Below are 19,510 nucleotides of genomic sequence, written 5' to 3' on the forward strand. Positions count from 1 at the left end.
TTTGATTGTTTGTATGATTTACCACCGCATCGCTGTGAACGTGCCGCTTTCAGACGGCCTTTTGACTTATTCGCATTCCGAGCCGCTCCCTCCAGGAACGCGGGTGCTTGTGCCTTTCCGCAATAAAACCGTGGTCGGGATTGTGTGGGAAACGGATATTGCACCCGATATGGATACGGCGCGGATTTTGAGTGTTCAGACGGCCTTTGTGGAAGAAAAGCCGTTGCCTCAAAGCTGGCGTGATTTGTTGGCGTTTACGTCGCGTTATTACCACTATCCGACCGGGCAGGCGGTGTTTGCCGCGCTGCCGCAGGGTTTGAAGGAAACGCGCGCGGTGGAAATGCCGCAGCCGCCGTTGTTTTACGCGCTGAACGAAGCGGGCAGGGCGCAAACACCGCCACCGACGCGGTTCAACAAAAAAGCGGCTTTGTGGGACGCGCTGCTGTCGGGCGGAATGACGATGGCGGCGTTGAAGCAGGTAAACGCGCAGGCAGTGAAATTGATTGAAGATTGGGCGGAGCAGGGCTGGATTGAAACGACGGAGGCGGCGAAGTCCGTTTTAAGGCCGTACCATGGGCAGGCTTCGCACTCTGAATTTGTGTTGAATGCCGACCAGCAGCAGGCTTCCGATGAAATTCAGACGGCCTTCGGCAAATTCCAGCCGTTTTTGCTGTACGGCATTACCGGCAGCGGCAAGACCGAGGTGTATTTCGATGCGATGGCGAAAGTGTTGGCGCAGGGGCGGCAGGTGTTATTTTTGTTGCCCGAAATCAACCTCACGCCGCAGCTTTTGAAGCGGGTGGAAAACCGTTTTGCCGACGTGCCGACCGCCGTGTTGCACAGCCAGATGGCGGCAGGCAAGCGCACGCAGGATTATCTGCGCGCCATGTTGGGGCAGGCGAAATTGGTCATCGGCACGCGGCTGGCGGTGTTCACGCCTTTGCCTGATGTCGGGCTGATTGTGGTCGATGAGGAACACGACAGCTCGTTCAAACAGGACAATGAATTGCGCTACCATGCCCGCGATTTGGCGGTGTGGCGGGCGAAGCAGAGCGGCTGCCCCATCATATTGGGCAGCGCCACGCCCAGCTTGGAGAGCTGGCACAAAGCGCAAAGCGGCGCGTACCGCCTGCTGCAACTGACCGAGCGCGCCCATGCCGCCGCGCAACTGCCGCAAGTGGAAATACTTAATGTAGGCCGTCTGAAACTCGATAACGGCTTCTCGCCGCAAGCCTTGCAGCTTTTGAAACAGAATTTTGAGGCGGGCGGCATGTCGCTGGTGTACCTCAACCGACGCGGCTTCGCGCCCGCGCTGTTTTGCGGCGACTGCGGCCATACCTTCGGCTGCCCAAACTGTTCCGCCAAAATGGTGCTGCACCAACGCGCCCGCCAACTGCGCTGCCACCACTGCGACCACCGCGAGCCCATCCCGTTCAAATGCCCCGACTGCGGCAACCAAGACCTGACCGCCATCGGCCACGGCACGCAGCGCGTCGAAGAAACCCTGCGCGCCTTCCTGCCCAAGGCCGCCGTCGTCCGCGTCGACAGGGACAGCACGGCGCACAAAAACGACTGGGCGGATTTGTACCGCCGCATCGCCGACAACGAAATCGATATTCTGGTCGGCACGCAGATGCTCGCCAAAGGCCATGATTTCGCGCGGCTCAACCTCGTTATCGTCTTAAACGCCGACGGCAGCCTATACAGCGCGGACTTTCGCGCGCCGGAAAGGCTGTTTGCCGAGCTGATGCAAGTGTCCGGCAGGGCGGGGCGCGCCGACAAACCCGGCAAGGTGCTGATACAGACCCAACTGCCCGAACATCCCGTCTTCGCCGCCGTCAAAGCGCAGGACTACGCCGTGTTTGCCGAAAACGAATTGAACGAGCGGCAAATGTTCGCCATGCCGCCCTTCGGTTTTCAGACCGCCGTCCGCGCCGACGCGCCGCGCGTTGCCGATGCGATGGAATTTCTCAACGCCGCCAAAGAAACCCTCGCCCCGCTTTTACCCGAAAGCGTCTCCCAGTTCGGCGCCGCCCCCATGCTGATGGTGCGACTTGCCGAACGCGAACGCGCGCAAATCTTCCTCGAATCGACATCCCGACAAGATTTGCACCGCGCCGTGAGTTTGTGGGTGCAGGTGTTGCAGCAAAACCGCGACGGCAAAATCAGATGGTCGGTGGATGTGGATGTGCAAGAGGCTTGATTGGAATGATGCAATCAATATGGAAATAAAAGGCCGTCTGAAAATCTGTTTTTCAGACGGCCTTAAGTTTTTGAATCAGTTTAGAAGAATTTTGCAGCGATATAGCCGAGAGCAAGCAGGCTCAAAACGGCGAATACGATGGCCATTGTAAGCAGAAACTGTGTTTTCTTCCTCGCTGCAAGTGCAGCCAGCTCAGGATTTTGGCCTAACTCTTCGCGTAATTGGGATTCTAATTCGGCGCGGATTTTTTTGCGCAGCTTTTTTTCCTCCTGCTCACGTTCGTATTTGAGCTTGTGGGCAATTTCGGTTTGTTTTTTATGCTCGAAAGAGATTTTTTCCTGCCATTCAATGCGCTTGCGCTGGATGGCCAGCTCATTTTTTTCTGTCAAATCAAAGTGGCAGGTCTTACATTCCTGTGCATCGAGTTCGTCAATAATCGTCATGCAGACTGGGCATTGGATAGGGTCGGGAGTGTTGACTGCCAATACGGGTTCTTCTTCGACCGCTTCCAACTCCATAGCCTGACGGACGATTACGTCCAAACCTAAATAGCTGAAGTAATGCTGCGCATTTTCGCGCTCGTCTTGCGTGCATTTTTCGGCCACAATGGCTTGCGGACGCTCGGCCAAGGCTTGAATCAGGCTCTCGGCTTCGTTTTCGGGCAGGTTGTCATACAGGCAGGCATGGATGCGCTCCTTATCCGTGTTCGGCGGATAAGAAACGTATACGTCGAAAAATTTTTCTTGTTTGCTCATTGATATCCCATGAATATTTCGACTGCGTCAACCAAATGGGTTTAGCCTAAGGTTTTGTTATTGTGTTTGAGCTGTTCTGACTTGCGATAAGAGCCAGGACAGAGGCTGCAGTCTCAGGCAGACCAGGTACGGTTTGCCTTTGTGTCGTTAATCGGCTGGACAATAATTTTTTATTTATATGGAAATATGCATGTCCAATGTTATGTCTATTGTAGAGTAAATATTCACGCCCGATATTATTATTATAAGGTAAATCTAAAATTGTTTAAAATAAATTCACACAAAAGGCCGTCTGAAGATACAGACGGCCTGCTTTTTTTGTGGCAAAAACGGATTGTTTATACGGAGAAGGACGAACCGCAACCGCAAGTTGTCTCTGCATTCGGATTGCGGATGACGAATTGAGAACCTTGCAGGCTTTCGGTGTAGTCGATTTCCGCACCAACCAGATATTGGTAGCTCATCGGGTCAACCAAGAACGTCAGGCCGTTTTTTTGGATTTCGAAATCGTCGTCGTTTTTGATTTCGTCAAAGGTAAAACCGTATTGGAAGCCGGAACAGCCGCCACCGTTGACGAATACGCGCAATTTCAGGTCGGGATTGTTCTCTTCGGCAATCAGGTCGGCAACTTTGGTGCAGCAGCTGTCAGTAAAGATAATAGGGCTTTCGTCTGACATGATGTGATTCCTTTTATATGAATATTTTTACTATTGTCGCGCAAACCGTTGGCCAAAGCAAGTTTGTGCAGACAGGTCTGCCAGCTTACATGGAGGGTATGGCAGAAATTTCAAGCGCCAGTATGTCAGATTTAGATGCTTCTGCCAAACCATTCGACTCGGCCGATGATGGCAACGTCGTCGGTCGGGTTTTTCAGGTCGATTTCAAAAGTAGGGTAGGCTTCGTTGGCGGAAATGACGTTGACGATGCCGCCGGGTATCAGTTGCAGGCGTTTGACCAAAAGGTTTTCGTTGAGGCGCAAAACATAGAGGCCGTCGCGCGGCGTGGTTTGGCCGTGGTTGATGAGGATGGTGTCGCCATCATTCAGCACGCCTTCCATCGAGTCGCCTTTGACTGAGATAACGGAAAGGTTTTTGATGTCGCGCGTCACATAATTTTCTATCCAATAGCGTCGGAACGCCATGGCGAACATGGGCTGTTCATCGCCGACGAGCTGGCCGTGTCCGGCCGCGGCTTGGATGTCGTAACGCGGTACGAAGACAAATTCGTCTATATCGACAGGGTTGCCCAGTGTGTCGGTGGCCGTGGCTTTTGGGGCTTCGGAATCGGGGAAGGGGGAGCCTTCGCCTGTCAACAGCCAGTCTATGCTGCAGCCTTTAAGTTGTTTGATTTTTTTTAGCGTTTCTGATTTTGGCAGGCCGCCTTCGTTCCAGATGCGGCTGAATCCGGCGATGGTCATATCGATGTCGGCGGCGATTTTGGCTTGGCGGGCTTCATCTTTCCATAAGAAAGCCAGGCGGTCTTTAAAGGTATCCATGTTTATGCCTTTATGAAGGTATGTTTTTTATATGGTTTAGACGATTTGAGTGTATTTTACCTTAGTTTTTATAAAATTGTAAGAAAAAAATTACTCAACCTAAGAAAAAGTATTGCATATTTTATTTTTTCTTAGTATTATTCGTTTTGTCTTAGATAAGTCGATATTTCTAATTTTCGATTCGATTTTTCTTAGTTTAGTTTTATTTGGTTTAGTTTTTCTGACTTAAACCTGCTATGTGATTATGATGAGAGGTGTGAAATGACTCGTTCGCGTAAAAATATTTTTTGGGTACTGCTGGCGTTGGTGCTGGGTTTTTTTGCCCTGCCTTTCGGATCTTCGGAAGCGCATGAAGCGGACGGTAATTTGACGGCTTCGGAATGCGAACGCTTGGGCAGTTTGAGTCTGGATCAGATGGACGGCAGGTTGCTTGCCTTCGCCAAAGAATGCGATATGGTGGAGGCTACCCACGATTGGGAACAACAGTACGGTAACTTGAATGAAGAAGAAATGCTTGCCGGCGTGGTGTATGAGTGATGTTTGCGTATGAATTAATAAAGGCCGTCTGAAAACCATTGTTTCAGACGGCCTTGTGTTTTTAATAAGGATGACGTTAAGGCATCAACGGCGCATTGGTCAGGCCGGTGGTTTCGGGCAGGCCGAACATGATGTTCATATTCTGCACGGCTTGACCGGCTGCGCCTTTAACCAAGTTGTCGATGACGGAAAGCACAATCCACACATCGTCTTGATCAGGCGCTTTTTGAACGCTGATACGGCAAAGGTTGGCGCCGCGCACGCTGCGGGTTTCGGGTGTCGAACCTGAAGGCAGGATATCGACAAAGGGGCTGTTACGGTAGTATTCGCGCAGCAAAGCTTCAGGATCGGTATGTTCTTGCAGGTGCAGATACAGGGTGGCGTGCATACCGCGTATCATCGGAACAAGGTGTGGCACGAAAATCAGGCCGTCTGAAACCTGGTCTTGCAGTCCGGACAGGGTTTGTCGGATTTCAGGCAGATGGCGGTGGCCGCCGACGCTGTAGGCTTTGAAGTTATCGCCTGCTTCGCACAACAGGGCGTGAGTACTGGCTTTGCGGCCTGCGCCGGAAACACCGGATTTACAGTCGGCAATCAGCGGCGCGTTGGCTTTCAGACGGCCAGCCTGAAGCAGCGGCAATAAGGGCAGGGAAACGCAGGTGGGGTAGCAGCCCGGATTGGCCACCAGCATGGCTTTGGCGATGTCATCTTTGTGAAGTTCGCACAAACCGTACACTGCTTGGGAAACGAGTTGCGGCGCAGCATGGGTCATTTTGTACCATTGTTCCCATGTGGGGATGTCGCGGATACGGAAGTCGGCAGACAGGTCAATCACGCGTACGCCTTTTTCGACAAGGGCCGGTGCTTCTTTCATGGCCACGCCGTTGGGCGTGGCAAAGAACACGAGGTCGCAACGGTCAAGTCCGGCATCCTCGGGTGTTTGGAATGCAAGGTCGTAAATACCGCGCAGGCTGGGGAAGTAGTCCGCCACTTCAATACCGGCTTCGCTTCGGCTGGTAACGGCGGTAACTTCTGCGTTGGGGTGGCTGCTGAGCAGGCGCAACAATTCGACGCCTGTGTATCCGGTTGCACCGACAATACCGATTTTAATTTTTGTGGTCATGGTGTGGCTCCTTTGTAGGGATGACGATGCGTTTGATTATATAGTAATTGATTGCCGTCGGTCAGCGGTGCTTGTGCCAAGCTTTGCAAGGGACGGTTAAACAGGCCGTCTGAAATATGGAATGAATAATATTCGAGAGCGGGTTTCAGACGGCCTGAGCGTTGGGAAAACGCAGTTTGCTGTTTGATTTGTGGTGGGTGTTTCGTCTTTATCCTATCCGTACGAACACAAAATAAAAATGTAAAAAAATGCCCCCGGGTTGGAGGACCGGAGGCAAGTATCCAAGGAGTAGCTCTCATCAATAAGAACTAGTTACTTGGTACTATATCCCTTGTTAGAATGGAAAGCAAGCGTTTTGCACATTTTAACATTTAAATAATTTTTTCATTCAAATTCAGCGAACTATCAAACAGGGTTTGAATCTTGGGTTGGTGGCTGATGCTGATGACCAAAGTGTCGGGCAAATGTTGTTTGAGGGTCTGCATCAACATCAGGGCGGATTCGTCATCGAGCTGGTTGGTAGCTTCATCTAGGAACAGGATTTGCGGTTTGTGCAGCAGTGCGCGTGCAAGGCTGAGGCGTTGCTGTTCGCCGCCGGAGAGGATGCCGTGCCATTCGTATGAAGTGTCCAAATCGTTCATCAACGTGTGCAGCCTACCCGTGGGGCTGTTTAGGCCGACTTGTTCCAAAACGGTTTGAATCAAATGGTCGTCTTGGCAGGCCGCATAGGGATAGCTGACGGTTTGACGCAGGGTATCGGTAGGCAGGTAAGGGCGTTGCGGGAAAAACAGGCGGTTGCCTTCGAGTGAAAAAGTGCCTTGATAATACGGCCATAAACCGGCCAGCACGCGCAACAGCGTGGATTTGCCGATGCCGCTTTTGCCTTCGAGCAATAGCCATTCAGGGGCATGGGCTTCAAGGCTGATGCCGGAGAGCAGGGGGGTGCCGGTTTGGGTGTGGACGGTAAGGTTGTGCAGGACGGCTTTGCCGCGATGTTGCGGCAAATCTGCTTGGTGTGGTTGAAGGACGGGGCTTTTGTGTTCTGCTTGTTCTAAGGCCGTCTGAAAACCGGAAAGCCGCTCGATGACTGCCGCCCATTCAATCAGGCGGCGGTAGGAGTCGGTAAACCAGCCGAAGCTGTCTTGGACGCGGGCAAACGATGTGCGCGTCTGCATCATGTCGCCGAAGGTCATGGTTTTGGCGAGGTACATGGGCAGGGTGGCGAGGATGGGGATGAAGATGCTGATGCGGACATAGGTCGCCCAGAAGGTTTCTTGGCGGAATTCGCAGTTGGTCAGTCGCCGCCAGTTGTCGCGGATGCGGAGGTAACGTTGTTTCAGACGGCCTGTTTCCGCTTCGCCGCCGTTGTAAAAGGCGATTTGTTCGGCATGGTCGCGCACGCGCAGAAGGGCGGCGCGGTAGTCGGCTTCGCGGTGCTGGCGGTCGATATTGAGGTTTTTCAGTTTGCGGCCGACAAGGTGGGCGATGACGGTGCTGAAGATGGAATAAATCAGGGCAACCCAGACGAGGTAGCCGTGTATGGTGATGCTGTATCCGCCGATGTTGAAGGTCTGCACGCCGGAGAGCGTCCACAGTACGGCGACGAACGCGCTGAATTTGGCAACGTTGTTGATGAAGGAGCGAAAGAGGCTGATGCTTTTGTCGGCGAGGAGGTAGATGTCTTCGGCGATACGCTGGTCGGGGTTGTCCGGTTCGCCCGTCAGGCGCAGGCGGTAGTGTTTGTGGCCTTCGAGCCAGTTTGTTTGGAATTGCTCGGTCAGGTGGGTGCGCCAGCGGAAGATGAGGCGTTTTTGCAACCAGTCGCCGCAAACGATGCAGCCGATGATCATCGCCATGTAGCCGAGGTATTCGACGATGAGCGCGGGCATGGACGCGCCGTCAAATGCGGCCAGCGCGTCGTAGAAACGTTTGTCCCACGCGGCGATCCAAACGCTGATGGTGATGGAGCAAAGGGTGAAGCCGATGAGGACGGCGAGCATCAGCCATTGGAGGCGGCCGTGCGCCCCCGACCAGAAAGGACGGGCGAGGTAAAAGAATTTTTCGAGTGTTTTCATAATGCTTGCGAATGCGTGCGAATGGCCGTCTGAAAGTGAAATTGTACTTTCAGACGGCCTTTTTATCAGCAATAGTTGGTTTATGCTTTTAAAAAATGAGCGGTCAACCCGTGCTTGCTATGCTGCTATTTACATCTTCCACTTCAGGCTGAACACGGCGTTGCGCGGTTCGCCGTAGAAGTTGTCGCTGTTGGCAGCTCGGTTGTATTGGTTTTCGTAGTAGCGTTTGTCGGTCAGGTTGTTGACTGCCAGCCCCAGTTGCAGGTTTTTGCTCGGGCGGTATTGGACGTTGGTATTCCAAATGGTGTAGCCGCCTTGCTTGATGGAGCCGTAGGAATTGGCGGTTTTGCTGCTGCTCTTCAAGCCAAGACCGACTGTCCATTTGCCGTCATCCACCGGCAGGACATAGCTGGTGTAGAGGCGGAACATATGCTTCGGCGTATGGCTGCTGAAGTTGTAGCCTTTTAGGCGCGATTCAACATTGTCGCCGACGCTGTTGCGGTTGGTGCTGCGGTTGAAGGTGTAGCCTGCGTAAACCTGCCAACGGTCGGTCAGACTGCCGGAGATTTCGGCGTCCAAGCCGCGGCTGCTTTGATTGAGCGGTTCCCAATAGGGATGCGGTTTGGCATTGACGCGTTGGTTGTTGTTGTCTTTGTCGGTACGGTAGAGGGCGACAGAAGTATTCAGACGGCCTTCGTTCCATTCGCCTTTCCAACCGAGTTCGTAGTTGCGTCCCATAATCGGCGGCAACAGGTTGTCATTGTAGTCGCGGTTCATCGTTTGTTTGAAGATGGAAGTATAGGCGGCGTAAATACTTTGTTTAGGCGTGATATCGTAAGTGATGCCGGCATAAGGAACGAAGCGGTTGCGTTTGAGCGAGTCTGAGGAACCTGCTGCCCCGTCTTTGAGGTCGCGATCCCAATAGTAGTCGCGTTTCCAGCTGGTATAGCGTCCGCCTGCGATGATGTGCAGTTTGTCGGTGGGATTGATGCGCGCGCCCAAACCGAAGGCATGGGTAGTATAACGGCCGTCGCCGCCACGGGCTTTGGCTGTGGCAGAATCCCAATCGGGTTTGGCTTTCTCGCTGCCGTTAAAGGCATCTGCGTCATAGTTGCTGCTGTCGTTGAGCCAGCGATTGCTTGAATTCACGTTCTCTTTGGAATAGCTGTGCATGAAGAAGAGGTCGTGATTTTGGCCGAAAGCGAAGATGCGGCCGGTCAGGTTGTTTTGGAAAGTGAACTGGCGGTTGCCTGCATCGTAACGGTCGAAGCTGTATGTGCTTCCCAGGCCGTCTGTACCGATGCCGTTACCCGTGCCACCCAGCGTGTAATATTCTTTTAAACTAGTGTTCTTGCGCCAGTCCAGTTTGCTGCTCAGTTTCCAGTTGTCGTTGAAATAATGTTCTAATTCGGCAAAAAGATTGTATTTTTTCAGGCGGGCTTCGTTCCAATCCGCACCCAAATAGCGGCTGCGTTTCCACTCTTTGCCGTCAGCGCGCATGGGCAGACCGTCGGGGTCGGGCGTTTCGGTTTGGTTGAGATAGCTTGCGCCCCAAGTGAGCTTGCTGTTGTCGCCGATGTCTTTGTCCATCACGCCATACAGAAGGACGTCGCGGCCGCCGGATTGGTCTTTGAAGGTTTTGTTGCTGCCTACCGAGCCGACAAAGCGTCCGCGCAGGCCGTGTTCTTGGCTTAAGGTGCCGGATGCATCAAAGGTGCTGTTTACTTTGCCCCATGAGTTTGCCATCAAATCGGCGGAAAGCTGGCGTTTTGCAGTCGGCTTTTTACGGACGGCGTTTACCGTGCCGCCGGGTTCGTTGTTTGCCTGTGTCAAACCTGCCGCACCGCGCACCACTTCAATGTGGTCGTACATTGCCATATCGGTTGCACTGGTCGGGTCGCCGGCCGGGCCACCTAAGCCGAATCCGCCAGGCGAACCAAGTTGCGTGGCAATGCCGTCTTCTTCAAACTGTTCGATAAAATAGCCGCGCGACATGAAATGCGTGCGTCCGCCGCTTTTGAAAACATTGATGCCCGTAGAGTTTTGCAACGCACCTTCTAAGTCGGTGATGCCTTGGTCTTCAATTTGTTTTTTAGTAATGACGCTGACAGATTGGGGGATTTCCCGCGGAGAGAGGATCAGTCCTGTGGTTGAGCGCAGGGCGGATACGGTGTAACTGTTTTGACTTTCTGTACGCAGGCTTTTGTTTTTACCCACTACGGTAACTTGTTCCACTTCAGCCTGTTGTACTTCTTCGGCAGCTTGTACGGCTTGGGGTAGTGCGGCAAGGCAGAGGGCAAGTGTGCTCAGTTTGAATAGTTTCTCAGAATGGTGCATTGGAAGGGGTCCTTGATAAAGAAAGGTCTGTTTGTTTTTAAATATTGGCGGCAATATCCGTTTAAATTGAGCCGTTGTTTTTTATAAGCCGTTTTATTTTAAAAATAAATATAAGTCCCCGAATCATTTTATTTGATTCAATTTCGATATTGCCAAACCATCGGATCAAAAAAAGGTTGCCGCCGGAAAGGGAGCCGTTGGCAACGAATGAAGGTAGTAATGCAATGAAAGCTAGATACAAAGGGTAGTATCAAACTAGCTATAAATAACTATATCGAAACGGTGAAAAAAATCAACAGGAATTTTTTTTCGGTTGAGAAAATTTTTTAGACTGTTTGCTTTATATCAAGATTTAAAAAAAATTTGATTGGAAAAGGCCGTCTGAAAACGGAAAGAATCGGTTTCAGACGGCCTTTGAATCAAGCGGGGTTAGAACTTGTAATCGACTTTGAACATGACGTTACGCGGTTGGCCGTAAATATTGTTAATGCCCATTGTGCGAATACGGTGGTTTTCATAGTAGCGGCGGTTGCCCAAATTGCTGCCGATCAAACTGAGGTTGAGATTTTTGGTCGGTGTGTAATGAACATCGGCATTCCAAAGCAGGTAGCCGCCTTGGCCTACATCCCACAAACTGTTGGTTTTGCTTTGCACGGTCATACCGCCGCCGATGGTCCATTTGCGGTCGGCAAAGGGGAGGCAGTAGCTGGTGTACAGGCGGAACATATGTTTGGGCGTATGTTTGCTGAAGTTTGTGCCGATGGGGTAACGCGCCCCTTCGCTTTCTTTATATTTGCTTATATTGAAAGCGTAGTTTGCCGATATTTTCCAATCTTCGGTGAGGTCGCCGGAGAGTTCGGCTTCAAAACCGCGGCTTTGAACTTTGCCGATGGCCTGATATGCCCATTCGCCCATAGCGTTGCGTTTATCTAAATCATACGGACGGTTTTTTTGAATGATTTGGTAGAGGGCAAACGAGCTGTTGAGCCTGCCGTTGCCAAACCAGTCGGATTTGAAGCCGATTTCGGTATTGGTACCGGTAATCGGGTTCAGGAGATTGTTGTCCATATCTCGGTTGGTCTGCGGTTTTTTGATTTGGGTATAGTTGGCATAGATGCTGTGGTTTTTGTCGACATCGAATGTAATGCCCAAGTAAGGGACAAGGCTGGATTTTCGGTATTCGGACAGTTTGCCTGTTTTGCGGTTGTCGAAGTCGTATGCCCAGTGTGTGTAACGCAATGCGCCCAAAATGTGGAGTTTGTGCCAAGGGGTAAAGAGAACGCCTGTCGATACGGCATGGTTGGTGATGGTGCGTTCGGTATCGGTATAGTTGGCGTTGCCGCTTGTCCAATCGGTGCGCACTACGCTCTTCCAGTCGTAATCGAAAATATTGTATTCGTTAGAGGTACGGGCTTTCCATAGGTTGTAGGAGCTGTTGTTTTCCCGTGAATAAGTGTAGTTGGCAAATGCCTGCTGTTCATTGCCTAAGGCTTGGAATTTGCCGGATACGCCGGTTTGGAAGGCAAATTGTTTGCCGGTGTTGTCGTATTTTTGGATGTTGTCGGTTGCACCGGTAAAGATGCCGTTCTGTCCGATGCCGGCGAACCTGCCGCCTGTATTGGCTGCGGTGGCGAAGTTTTGGGCGGATGAAGAACGGTTGTAGTTGAGCTTGCTGCTCCATTTCCAATTGTCGTTGATTTGATGGTCGAATTCAGCAAAGACATTGCGTTTGTACAAGCGGATTTGATTCCATTCCGCGCCCAGATAGGTATCTCTCGGAAGGTTAAGGTCAAAGCCGTTGCCCATCGGTACGCCGTAGAAATCGGGTGTTTCTTCGGTGCGTTGGTACAGGCCTCCAAGTGTGGCTTTGCTGTTCTCGCCGATATCGGCCTCTAAAATCCCGTACAGCATTTGACCTTTGGTTGGGTTTTTGTCTTGGAAAGTTTTATTGCGTGTCAGGCTGGAAACCAAACGGCCGCGGACGCTGTGACTGCTGTTTAAGCTGCCCGATACGTCGCCGATCAGGCCTGCTGCGCCGAAACGGTCGGTCATAAAACTTAAGGTTGCCTGCGTATTGGCGGTCGGACGTTTGCGTACGGCATTGATTGTGCCGCCGGGTTCGCTGTTGGATTGGGTCAGGCCGGTCGGACCGCGGACAACTTCGATATGGTCGTAGATGGCCAGATTGCTCATGCTTTGAGGGTCGTTGTACGGGTTGCCGGACGAACCTGCAACGGTAGTGGATAAGCCGTCTTCTTCAATTTGATCGATGTAAAAGCCGCGCGACTGATAACGCCAACGGCCAGAATCGGGAATCACGTTGATGCCGGTTGTGGTTTTTAAGGCTTGTTCCATATTGGTCATGCCTTGGTTATCCAGCTGCGTTTTGGTAATCACGCTCACCGACTGCGGCGTTTCTTTCGGAGACAAGGTAAGGCCGGTGGTGGTGCGCATGGCTGAAGTTGTGTAGGAGTCGCGGTTTTCGGTGCGGGTGGAACGGTTTTTGCCGGTTACGTTGACGGTTTGCAGCTCGGCAGTTTGTTCGAGCTTGGGTGTTGCCGTGTTGTCTGCTAAGGCTGCATAAGGCAGGGTGGCGATAATGAGTGCTAATGTTTTAAGGGTTGGGGCGTTCATGAACGTCTTTCTATAATTAAAATAATAATAATTATATTTTACGATAATTTTGTTGTTTTGTAATTTAAGAACAAGATTTTGAGGGTTTTTAGCGGATTTATGTTGTTTTTATGGTTTTTGAAGGTGTTTTTGAAATTAAACTAGCTAAGGGAATCAAGCGACAGGCCGTCTGAAAATTTTCGGGGTGGTTCGGCTATAATGCTGTTTTGGTTTTTTTAAGGCCTTTGCAAAAATACGGTTTGCGTTGCTTTAAGCTGAATGTGCACCGGATTTGTTTGCAAAGGTTTTGAGGCATGAGGAGAAAGAGATGAAGAAGGTTTTGGTGTTGCAACATGGGGATTTGGGCGCGTGCGACTGGTCGGCGTTTGGCGGTTTGGTGTCTGCGCCATCAGGGAAGTCGGTGTTGCGTGTGCCGGTTGATGATGATTTTGAATTGACGGACGGGATGCGTGCGGCGTTGATTGCGCAGCAGATAGATGGAGCGGTGTTGCCGGATGTGGCTTTTGCCGATTTGGGGCTGATTGTCAGCGATATGGATTCGACGCTGATTACGATTGAGTGTGTGGATGAGATTGCGGCCGGTGTCGGGCTGAAGGATGAGGTGGCCAAGATTACGGAGCAGTCGATGCGCGGCGAGCTGGACTTTGAGCAGTCTTTGCGCAAGCGTGTGGCCTTGCTGGCCGGTTTGGACGAGCGCGTGTTGGAAGAGGTGTACGAGAATGTGTTGCAGCTGTCGCCGGGCGCGGAATTTTTATTAGAAGCGTGTAAACAGAATGATGTGAAGTTTATGCTGGTGTCGGGCGGATTTACGTTTTTTACGGAACGCCTGAAACGGCGTTTGGGCTTGGATTTCCATTTTGCGAATGTGTTGGAAGTGGAAAACGGCAAGCTGACAGGCCGTCTGAAAGGGCGGATTATCGATGCACAGGCTAAGGCGGATTTGTTGCGCGAATACCGTGAGCGTCTGGGTTTGGCTCCGTGGCAGGTGGTGGCGATGGGCGATGGTGCGAACGATATTCCGATGATACGGGAAGCGGGATTCGGCATTGCTTATCGGGCGAAACCGAAAACTGAAGCGAATGCGGATGCGTGTGTGCGCTTTGGTGGTTTGGAGCGGATACGCGGTTGGTTTGCGTAAACTGTTTGAGGTCAGGCCGTCTGAACAATCGGGAAACCGGTTTTCAGACGGCCTGATGTTTTATAAGGCGATAAAACGGTAGCCTTCGGCATCGACTTCGAGAATGGAGGCGTAATTGTCGCGCCAGTCGCCGAGTACGATGCGGGTGTAATCGGCGTTGCGGTGGATGTTTTCGCGGTGGGTATGGCCGTGAATGAGTAGGGGCGTGTGGAAGCGTTGGACGGTTTCGTAGGTAAAGGTTGGATTGACGTCCATGATGTCGGCGGTTTTGTGTTGTTTGTCCTGTTTGCTCTGCTTGCGGATTTTGGCGGCGATGTTCAGCCGGAGTGTGAGCGGCAAAAGCAGGAACAGGCGTTGCAGCCATTTTTGATGGACGGTACGGCGGAATTTTTGATAGGAATGATCGTCGGTGCAGAGAGTGTCGCCGTGACAGAGCAGGGTGGGCGTGCCGAATAGGTCGATCACGGTGTACTCGGGCAGTAAGGTCATGCCGGTATCGTGGGCGAAGGTTTTACCGATGAGGAAGTCGCGGTTGCCATGGATAAAATAGCAGGCGACGCCGCGCTCGGTCAGGCTACGGATGGTTTGCTTGATGGTTTGAACCAAAGGGCTGTTTTCGTCATCGCCGATCCAAAAATCGAAAAGGTCGCCAAGAATGTATACGGCTTGGGCATGGACGGCTTTTTCTTGGATAAATTTTTGGAAGAGTGCGGTCAGCTGAGGATGAGATTCGCTCAGGTGCAAATCGGCGATGAAGTAAATCGGCATGATGATGTGGGGCGTATGGGAAGGGTTTTATTATAACTTGGGTTGTCGCGTTTGGATTTGGGCTTGGTGTTTTTCGTTTGTAATGCGGTGATTTTGTTGTTTTGATTGGATGTGATAAAGGCCGTCTGAAACATCTTTTCAGACGGCCTTTATGGTTTATTGGGCTTTGCCCTGATAGGTGATTTTTTTCAGCGTCTCTTCTTGGTACAGGTCGGTAATGGGGACGCTATAGAAGAATTCGTTGCTGCGGACAAAGCGGTTGACCAAGTCTTTGTCGATGTGGAGGATGTGGTGCCGCAGTTTGTTTAGGCCTTTGAATATCATGGTGTTCCAACGCATATAGCCGTCTGAATTGGGGCGGATGTCGTTCATGGCATCAAGGGCGAGGAGTTTGCGGTTTTGTTCCTCTTTGTCCAAAGGATGGGAATAGATGCTTTGGAAGTAAAACGGCTGTTCGGCAAGCGGCGGCAGGCTGAGGGAAGAGCCTACTTTGCCGATTGGGAAGTCGTCGCTCAGATAATGGATGGTGTGCAAAAACAGATTGCCGCGGCGGTAATCGATTTTACGCAGGGCTTCGATGGCGGCGAGCGTTGTGTGTTGGTGGTCGGGATGCGTGTCAATATTGGGTGAAGGCGACACGATAATGTCCGGCTGGAATGTTTCTATCAGATAGCCGAGATTGTCTACCAAGCTGTTCCAGGTTGAGCCGGGCTTGAGTTGTTGCGCCAATGGGGAGGTGTTGGCATGGCGGAAAATATCGACGTCGGCCGTATCGATTTTGGTCGATTTAATCTCTTTTTCCGGATTTTGGCGCATGGCGGTCAATGTGCTGTCGAAGTAGCCCAGTTGCAGGATGTGTTCAGACGGCACGCCGGCCAAAAGGGGGACGGTCAGGCTGTTCCAAACGCGCATCCGGCCTTTTTGCAGATATTGGGCCTGAGTGTCGCAGTCGCATTGGCCGTAAAGGTTGCCATAGTGGAAGCTGCCGCCTTCGCTGGCGGTTAAAGTGCAGATCATTGAATTGGCGGCGTGTTTTTCGTACAAACCGTATGCGCTGAGTTCGGCATCGTCGGCATGGGGCGCGAGGACAAGGATTTTTTTGCCGTCGAGGTTTTCACGCGGATAAACAGAGAGTTCGATTTCTTGATCGGCCAAAGTCAGGTATTTGCCTTCCAAACGGACGGTTTTGTCGCTGTCGGAGAAGGTGTCGCTCAGATTGATATAGCGCACGCCTTTTGCACCGTATTCGAAATATTGCTTCCATTTGCCTTTGGATGAAATGGTTTCGACAAAAGGCAAGAACAGCAGTCCCATCCAGTTGGACTTGATGCGGATTTTGGCAATGACGGTATCCCGTCCGCTGACAGTGGCGGGCAAGGTCAGGCTGCCGCCTTTGAGGGTTGCATGCGCGGTAGAGGGAAGGGAGGGATAGTTATAGTCTTGGTGCGTGTTATAGGCAAACTGTTTTTTATGAATAATTGAAGTAATAATAAACAACAAAACAAAAAAAGTCAGTATCAGCCCCGTCAGTATTAGAAACATTGTTGGGTTCCTTTATTGTTGTAACAGTCATGATAGTGCTTGTGGAGCCTATTTGTTTGTTTTTCTTACAAACGGTTGTTTTTCATACTCTAACGTCATTAAAGTGAACGTTTAAAATAAAACAGTTTATGAGTTGATTATATATAAACGACTAAAATACAGAAAGGCCGTCTGAAAAATTTGAAAGAAATTTCAAATTTTTCAGACGGCCTTGATATTTTAAAGGTTAAGCCGATAAATTATGCTTCTTTTGTTTCAACTGCTTTTTGACGCAGACGCAGGCTCAACTCGCGCAGCTGTTTGTCGTCTACCACATTAGGCGCATTGGTCAGCAGACATTGGGCGCGTTGTGTTTTTGGGAAGGCAATCACGTCGCGGATGGATTCCGCACCGGTCATCAGGGTAACCAGACGGTCGAGGCCGAATGCAAGGCCGCCGTGAGGAGGTGCACCGAATTTCAAGTTATCCAAGAGGAAGCCGAATTTCTCTTGTTGCTCTTCAGGGCTGATTTTCAGAGCGGCAAACACTTTCTCTTGTACGTCTGCGCGGTGGATACGGATAGAGCCGCCGCCGATTTCCCAGCCGTTCAATACCATGTCGTAGGCACGGGCCAGGCAGTTTGCCGGGTCGGAAACCATCAGGTCTTCATGACCTTCTTTAGGCGCGGTAAACGGATGGTGCACGGCAACGTAGCGGTCGGCTTCTTCGTCGTATTCGAACATTGGGAAATCGACAACCCACAAAGGTTTCCATTCGTCTACGAAGTAGCCGTTGTCTTTGCCGTGTTCCAAGCCGACTTTGATACGCAGCGCGCCGATGGCTTCGTTCACGACTTTGGCTTTGTCTGCGCCGAAGAAGATGATGTCGCCGTTTTGCGCGCCGGTACGCTCGATGATTTCTTTCAGGGCGTTTTCAGACAGGAATTTGACGATTGGAGATTGCAGGCCGCTGTCTTCGCCGTTGGAGAGGTTGCTGACATCGTTCACTTTGATGTAGGCCAGACCTTTCGCGCCGTAGATGCCGACAAATTTGGTGTATTCGTCAATTTCTTTGCGGCTGAATTTCGCGCCGTTCGGTACGCGCAGAGCAACCACGCGACCGCCTTTCATGTCGGCTGCGCCGCGGAAAACTTTAAATTCTTCCGTTTTCATCAGGTCGGTCAACTCGGTAAATTTCAAGTTGATGCGCATATCCGGTTTGTCAGAGCCGTAGTAGAACATGGTTTCAGAATAAGGCATGCGTGGGAAATCGCCCAAATCCACGCCCAATGCGTCTTTGAAGACTTGTTTGGCCATGCCTTCGGTGATGTCCATGATTTCATCCTCGTTCAAGAACGAGGTTTCCAAGTCGATTTGAGTGAATTCAGGTTGACGGTCGGCACGCAAATCTTCGTCACGGAAACATTTGGTGATTTGGTAGTAACGGTCGAAACCGGCCACCATCAGCAATTGTTTGAACAATTGCGGTGATTGTGGCAGAGCGAAGAATTCGCCCGGATGAACGCGGCTCGGCACGAGGTAGTCGCGCGCGCCTTCCGGAGTGGAGCGGGTCAGCATCGGGGTTTCAATGTCGATGAAGCCTTGCGCATCCAAGTAGCGGCGAACGCCCATGGCCACTTGGTAACGCAGGCGCAGGTTGCGTTGCATGGTAGGACGGCGCAAGTCGATAACGCGGTTGGTCAGGCGAACGTTTTCGCTGATGTTTTCATCGTCAATTTGGAACGGAGGTGTAGCGGCAGCGTTCAAGACTTCGATTTCTTTGGCAAGGATTTCGATTTTGCCGGAAATCATTTTGTCGTTGGTTGTACCTTCAGGACGATTGCGTACGCGGCCGGTAATGCTCAAAACGTATTCGTTGCGGGAAGAGTCGGCAGCGGCAAATGCTTCCGGAGTGTCAGGGTCGATAACGACTTGAACGATGCCTTCGCGGTCGCGCAGGTCGATAAAAATCACACCGCCGTGGTCGCGTCGGCGGTGTACCCAGCCTTTGACGGTAACGGTTTGGTCTAAGTATTGCTCGCTGATAAGGCCACAATAGTTGGTACGCATAAAATCACCTTTTTATATTGTTCAATTTGAAAAGAAGGAAAGGCCGTCTGAAAAAAGAAGACCTTAATTGTTGTGTTCGGTATGACCGTCTTTAGACGGTTTTTGGGCAGGTAGGGCTTTAACCGGCAAGTCGTCCGGCATGACCATGCCCAGTGAAATCACATATTTCAATGCCTGATCCACACTCATGTCCAGCTCGCGAACGTCGCTTTTTTTCACCATGATGTAATAGCCGCCGGTCGGGTTGGGCGTGGTTGGGACGTAAACGGAAATATAGTCGTCATCTTGCGGCAGGCTGCCTTTGAGTTTGGCGGGGATATGGCCGGAAACAAAGGCTATCGTCCAAATGCCCGGTTGCGGAAAGGGAACCAGTACGGGGGTTTTGAACGAGCGGCTGCTGTCGGAGAGCAGGGATTCGGAAACTTTTTTAACGCTGGAGTAGATGGATTTGACGACGGGGATACGTCCTAAAAGGCTGTCCCATGCGCCGAGAATCCGTCTGCCCAATACGTTGGCGGCAAATACGCCGGTAACGAACAAGACGACTGTGGCGGCGACGATGCCCAAGCCGGGAATGTTGAACCCCCAGAAATGCTGGGGCTGCCAGCTTTCCGGTAATAGGTTGATCAGTCTGTCGGCGGCGGAGATGATATAGCTCATCGCCCAGATGGTTACGGCAATCGGCAACCAAACCAGCACGCCTGTAATCAGGTATTTCTTTAAAGCCTTGGCGATTTTTCCGCTTTCGGCTGCGGCTTCTGTCATCTTTGTTTCATTCCGGCAAGTTTTGCCCAAACTTTGCATTATACGCGTTTGGACGCTAGGAAACGAGTATTTTAAACGAATGGCTTGTTT

The 19,510-nt window shown here is 51.4% G+C and carries 14 protein-coding genes; 3 read left to right on the plus strand and 11 right to left on the minus strand.

Annotation, left to right across the window (positions count from 1 at the left end):
- The first annotated feature begins 13 nt into the window (after positions 1 to 13).
- Positions 14 to 2,203, plus strand: coding sequence for a primosomal protein N' (locus FOC66_RS10280; protein WP_003748366.1), 2,190 nt, complete (start codon positions 14 to 16; stop codon positions 2,201 to 2,203).
- 80 nt (positions 2,204 to 2,283) lie between these two features.
- Here the strand turns inward: FOC66_RS10280 and FOC66_RS10285 are convergent, their stop codons facing one another.
- From FOC66_RS10285 to FOC66_RS10295, 3 genes are all read right to left on the minus strand, one after another.
- Positions 2,284 to 2,958, minus strand: coding sequence for a hypothetical protein (locus tag FOC66_RS10285; protein WP_003748368.1), 675 nt, complete (start codon positions 2,956 to 2,958; stop codon positions 2,284 to 2,286).
- A gap of 338 nt (positions 2,959 to 3,296) precedes the next feature.
- Positions 3,297 to 3,635, minus strand: coding sequence for an iron-sulfur cluster insertion protein ErpA (erpA, locus tag FOC66_RS10290; RefSeq protein ID WP_003680162.1), 339 nt, complete (start codon positions 3,633 to 3,635; stop codon positions 3,297 to 3,299).
- A 131-nt stretch (positions 3,636 to 3,766) separates the two neighbouring features.
- Positions 3,767 to 4,453 (minus strand): S24 family peptidase, encoded by a 687-nt coding sequence (locus FOC66_RS10295; RefSeq protein ID WP_003680158.1) that lies wholly within the window; start codon positions 4,451 to 4,453, stop codon positions 3,767 to 3,769.
- 261 nt (positions 4,454 to 4,714) lie between these two features.
- Between FOC66_RS10295 and FOC66_RS10300 the strand changes: the two genes are divergently transcribed.
- Positions 4,715 to 4,990, plus strand: coding sequence for a hypothetical protein (locus FOC66_RS10300; RefSeq protein ID WP_003748371.1), 276 nt, complete (start codon positions 4,715 to 4,717; stop codon positions 4,988 to 4,990).
- A 76-nt stretch (positions 4,991 to 5,066) separates the two neighbouring features.
- On the opposite strand, the gene argC is transcribed toward FOC66_RS10300, so the two are convergent.
- From argC to FOC66_RS10320, 4 genes are all read right to left on the minus strand, one after another.
- Positions 5,067 to 6,113 (minus strand): N-acetyl-gamma-glutamyl-phosphate reductase, encoded by a 1,047-nt coding sequence (argC, locus tag FOC66_RS10305; RefSeq protein WP_003748373.1) that lies wholly within the window; start codon positions 6,111 to 6,113, stop codon positions 5,067 to 5,069.
- Between the two features lie 371 nt (positions 6,114 to 6,484).
- Entirely contained in the window at positions 6,485 to 8,188 is a 1,704-nt protein-coding gene (locus tag FOC66_RS10310; protein WP_003748376.1) for an ABC transporter ATP-binding protein/permease, read from the minus strand.
- 129 nt (positions 8,189 to 8,317) lie between these two features.
- Positions 8,318 to 10,525 carry a TonB-dependent siderophore receptor gene (locus tag FOC66_RS10315; RefSeq protein WP_003748378.1) on the minus strand — a complete coding sequence of 736 codons (2,208 nt, stop codon included), beginning with the start codon at positions 10,523 to 10,525 and terminating at the stop codon, positions 8,318 to 8,320.
- 429 nt (positions 10,526 to 10,954) lie between these two features.
- Positions 10,955 to 13,159 (minus strand): TonB-dependent siderophore receptor, encoded by a 2,205-nt coding sequence (locus FOC66_RS10320; RefSeq protein ID WP_003748380.1) that lies wholly within the window; start codon positions 13,157 to 13,159, stop codon positions 10,955 to 10,957.
- A 307-nt stretch (positions 13,160 to 13,466) separates the two neighbouring features.
- On the opposite strand from FOC66_RS10320, the gene serB reads away from it, so the two are divergent.
- Positions 13,467 to 14,297, plus strand: coding sequence for a phosphoserine phosphatase SerB (gene serB, locus FOC66_RS10325; protein ID WP_003748382.1), 831 nt, complete (start codon positions 13,467 to 13,469; stop codon positions 14,295 to 14,297).
- Positions 14,298 to 14,357: 60 nt separating this feature from the next.
- Here serB and lpxH read toward each other — a convergent pair whose 3' ends face one another.
- From lpxH to FOC66_RS10345, 4 genes are all read right to left on the minus strand, one after another.
- Positions 14,358 to 15,068 (minus strand): UDP-2,3-diacylglucosamine diphosphatase, encoded by a 711-nt coding sequence (gene lpxH / locus FOC66_RS10330; RefSeq protein WP_430224831.1) that lies wholly within the window; start codon positions 15,066 to 15,068, stop codon positions 14,358 to 14,360.
- 153 nt (positions 15,069 to 15,221) lie between these two features.
- Positions 15,222 to 16,607, minus strand: coding sequence for a PIG-L deacetylase family protein (locus FOC66_RS10335; RefSeq protein WP_003748388.1), 1,386 nt, complete (start codon positions 16,605 to 16,607; stop codon positions 15,222 to 15,224).
- Between the two features lie 239 nt (positions 16,608 to 16,846).
- Positions 16,847 to 18,655, minus strand: coding sequence for an aspartate--tRNA ligase (aspS, locus tag FOC66_RS10340; protein WP_003748390.1), 1,809 nt, complete (start codon positions 18,653 to 18,655; stop codon positions 16,847 to 16,849).
- 63 nt (positions 18,656 to 18,718) lie between these two features.
- Entirely contained in the window at positions 18,719 to 19,420 is a 702-nt protein-coding gene (locus FOC66_RS10345) for a DUF502 domain-containing protein (protein ID WP_003748391.1), read from the minus strand.
- Positions 19,421 to 19,510 lie beyond the last annotated feature (90 nt).

This window comes from Neisseria mucosa (genome assembly GCF_013267835.1).
Taxonomy (GTDB): domain Bacteria; phylum Pseudomonadota; class Gammaproteobacteria; order Burkholderiales; family Neisseriaceae; genus Neisseria.

Bases quoted from the DNA above. Each gene is read 5' to 3' on its own strand.
- aspS (WP_003748390.1), bottom strand. From the start codon at position 18,655: ATGCGTACCAACTATTGTGGCCTTATCAGCGAGCAATACTTAGACCAA.
- argC (WP_003748373.1), bottom strand. From the start codon at position 6,113: ATGACCACAAAAATTAAAATCGGTATTGTCGGTGCAACCGGATACACA.
- FOC66_RS10280 (WP_003748366.1), top strand. From the start codon at position 14: ATGATTTACCACCGCATCGCTGTGAACGTGCCGCTTTCAGACGGCCTT.
- FOC66_RS10310 (WP_003748376.1), bottom strand. From the start codon at position 8,188: ATGAAAACACTCGAAAAATTCTTTTACCTCGCCCGTCCTTTCTGGTCG.
- FOC66_RS10315 (WP_003748378.1), bottom strand. From the start codon at position 10,525: ATGCACCATTCTGAGAAACTATTCAAACTGAGCACACTTGCCCTCTGC.
- FOC66_RS10335 (WP_003748388.1), bottom strand. From the start codon at position 16,607: ATGTTTCTAATACTGACGGGGCTGATACTGACTTTTTTTGTTTTGTTG.
- serB (WP_003748382.1), top strand. From the start codon at position 13,467: ATGAAGAAGGTTTTGGTGTTGCAACATGGGGATTTGGGCGCGTGCGAC.
- erpA (WP_003680162.1), bottom strand. From the start codon at position 3,635: ATGTCAGACGAAAGCCCTATTATCTTTACTGACAGCTGCTGCACCAAA.
- FOC66_RS10285 (WP_003748368.1), bottom strand. From the start codon at position 2,958: ATGAGCAAACAAGAAAAATTTTTCGACGTATACGTTTCTTATCCGCCG.
- FOC66_RS10295 (WP_003680158.1), bottom strand. From the start codon at position 4,453: ATGGATACCTTTAAAGACCGCCTGGCTTTCTTATGGAAAGATGAAGCC.
- FOC66_RS10320 (WP_003748380.1), bottom strand. From the start codon at position 13,159: ATGAACGCCCCAACCCTTAAAACATTAGCACTCATTATCGCCACCCTG.
- FOC66_RS10345 (WP_003748391.1), bottom strand. From the start codon at position 19,420: ATGACAGAAGCCGCAGCCGAAAGCGGAAAAATCGCCAAGGCTTTAAAG.
- FOC66_RS10300 (WP_003748371.1), top strand. From the start codon at position 4,715: ATGACTCGTTCGCGTAAAAATATTTTTTGGGTACTGCTGGCGTTGGTG.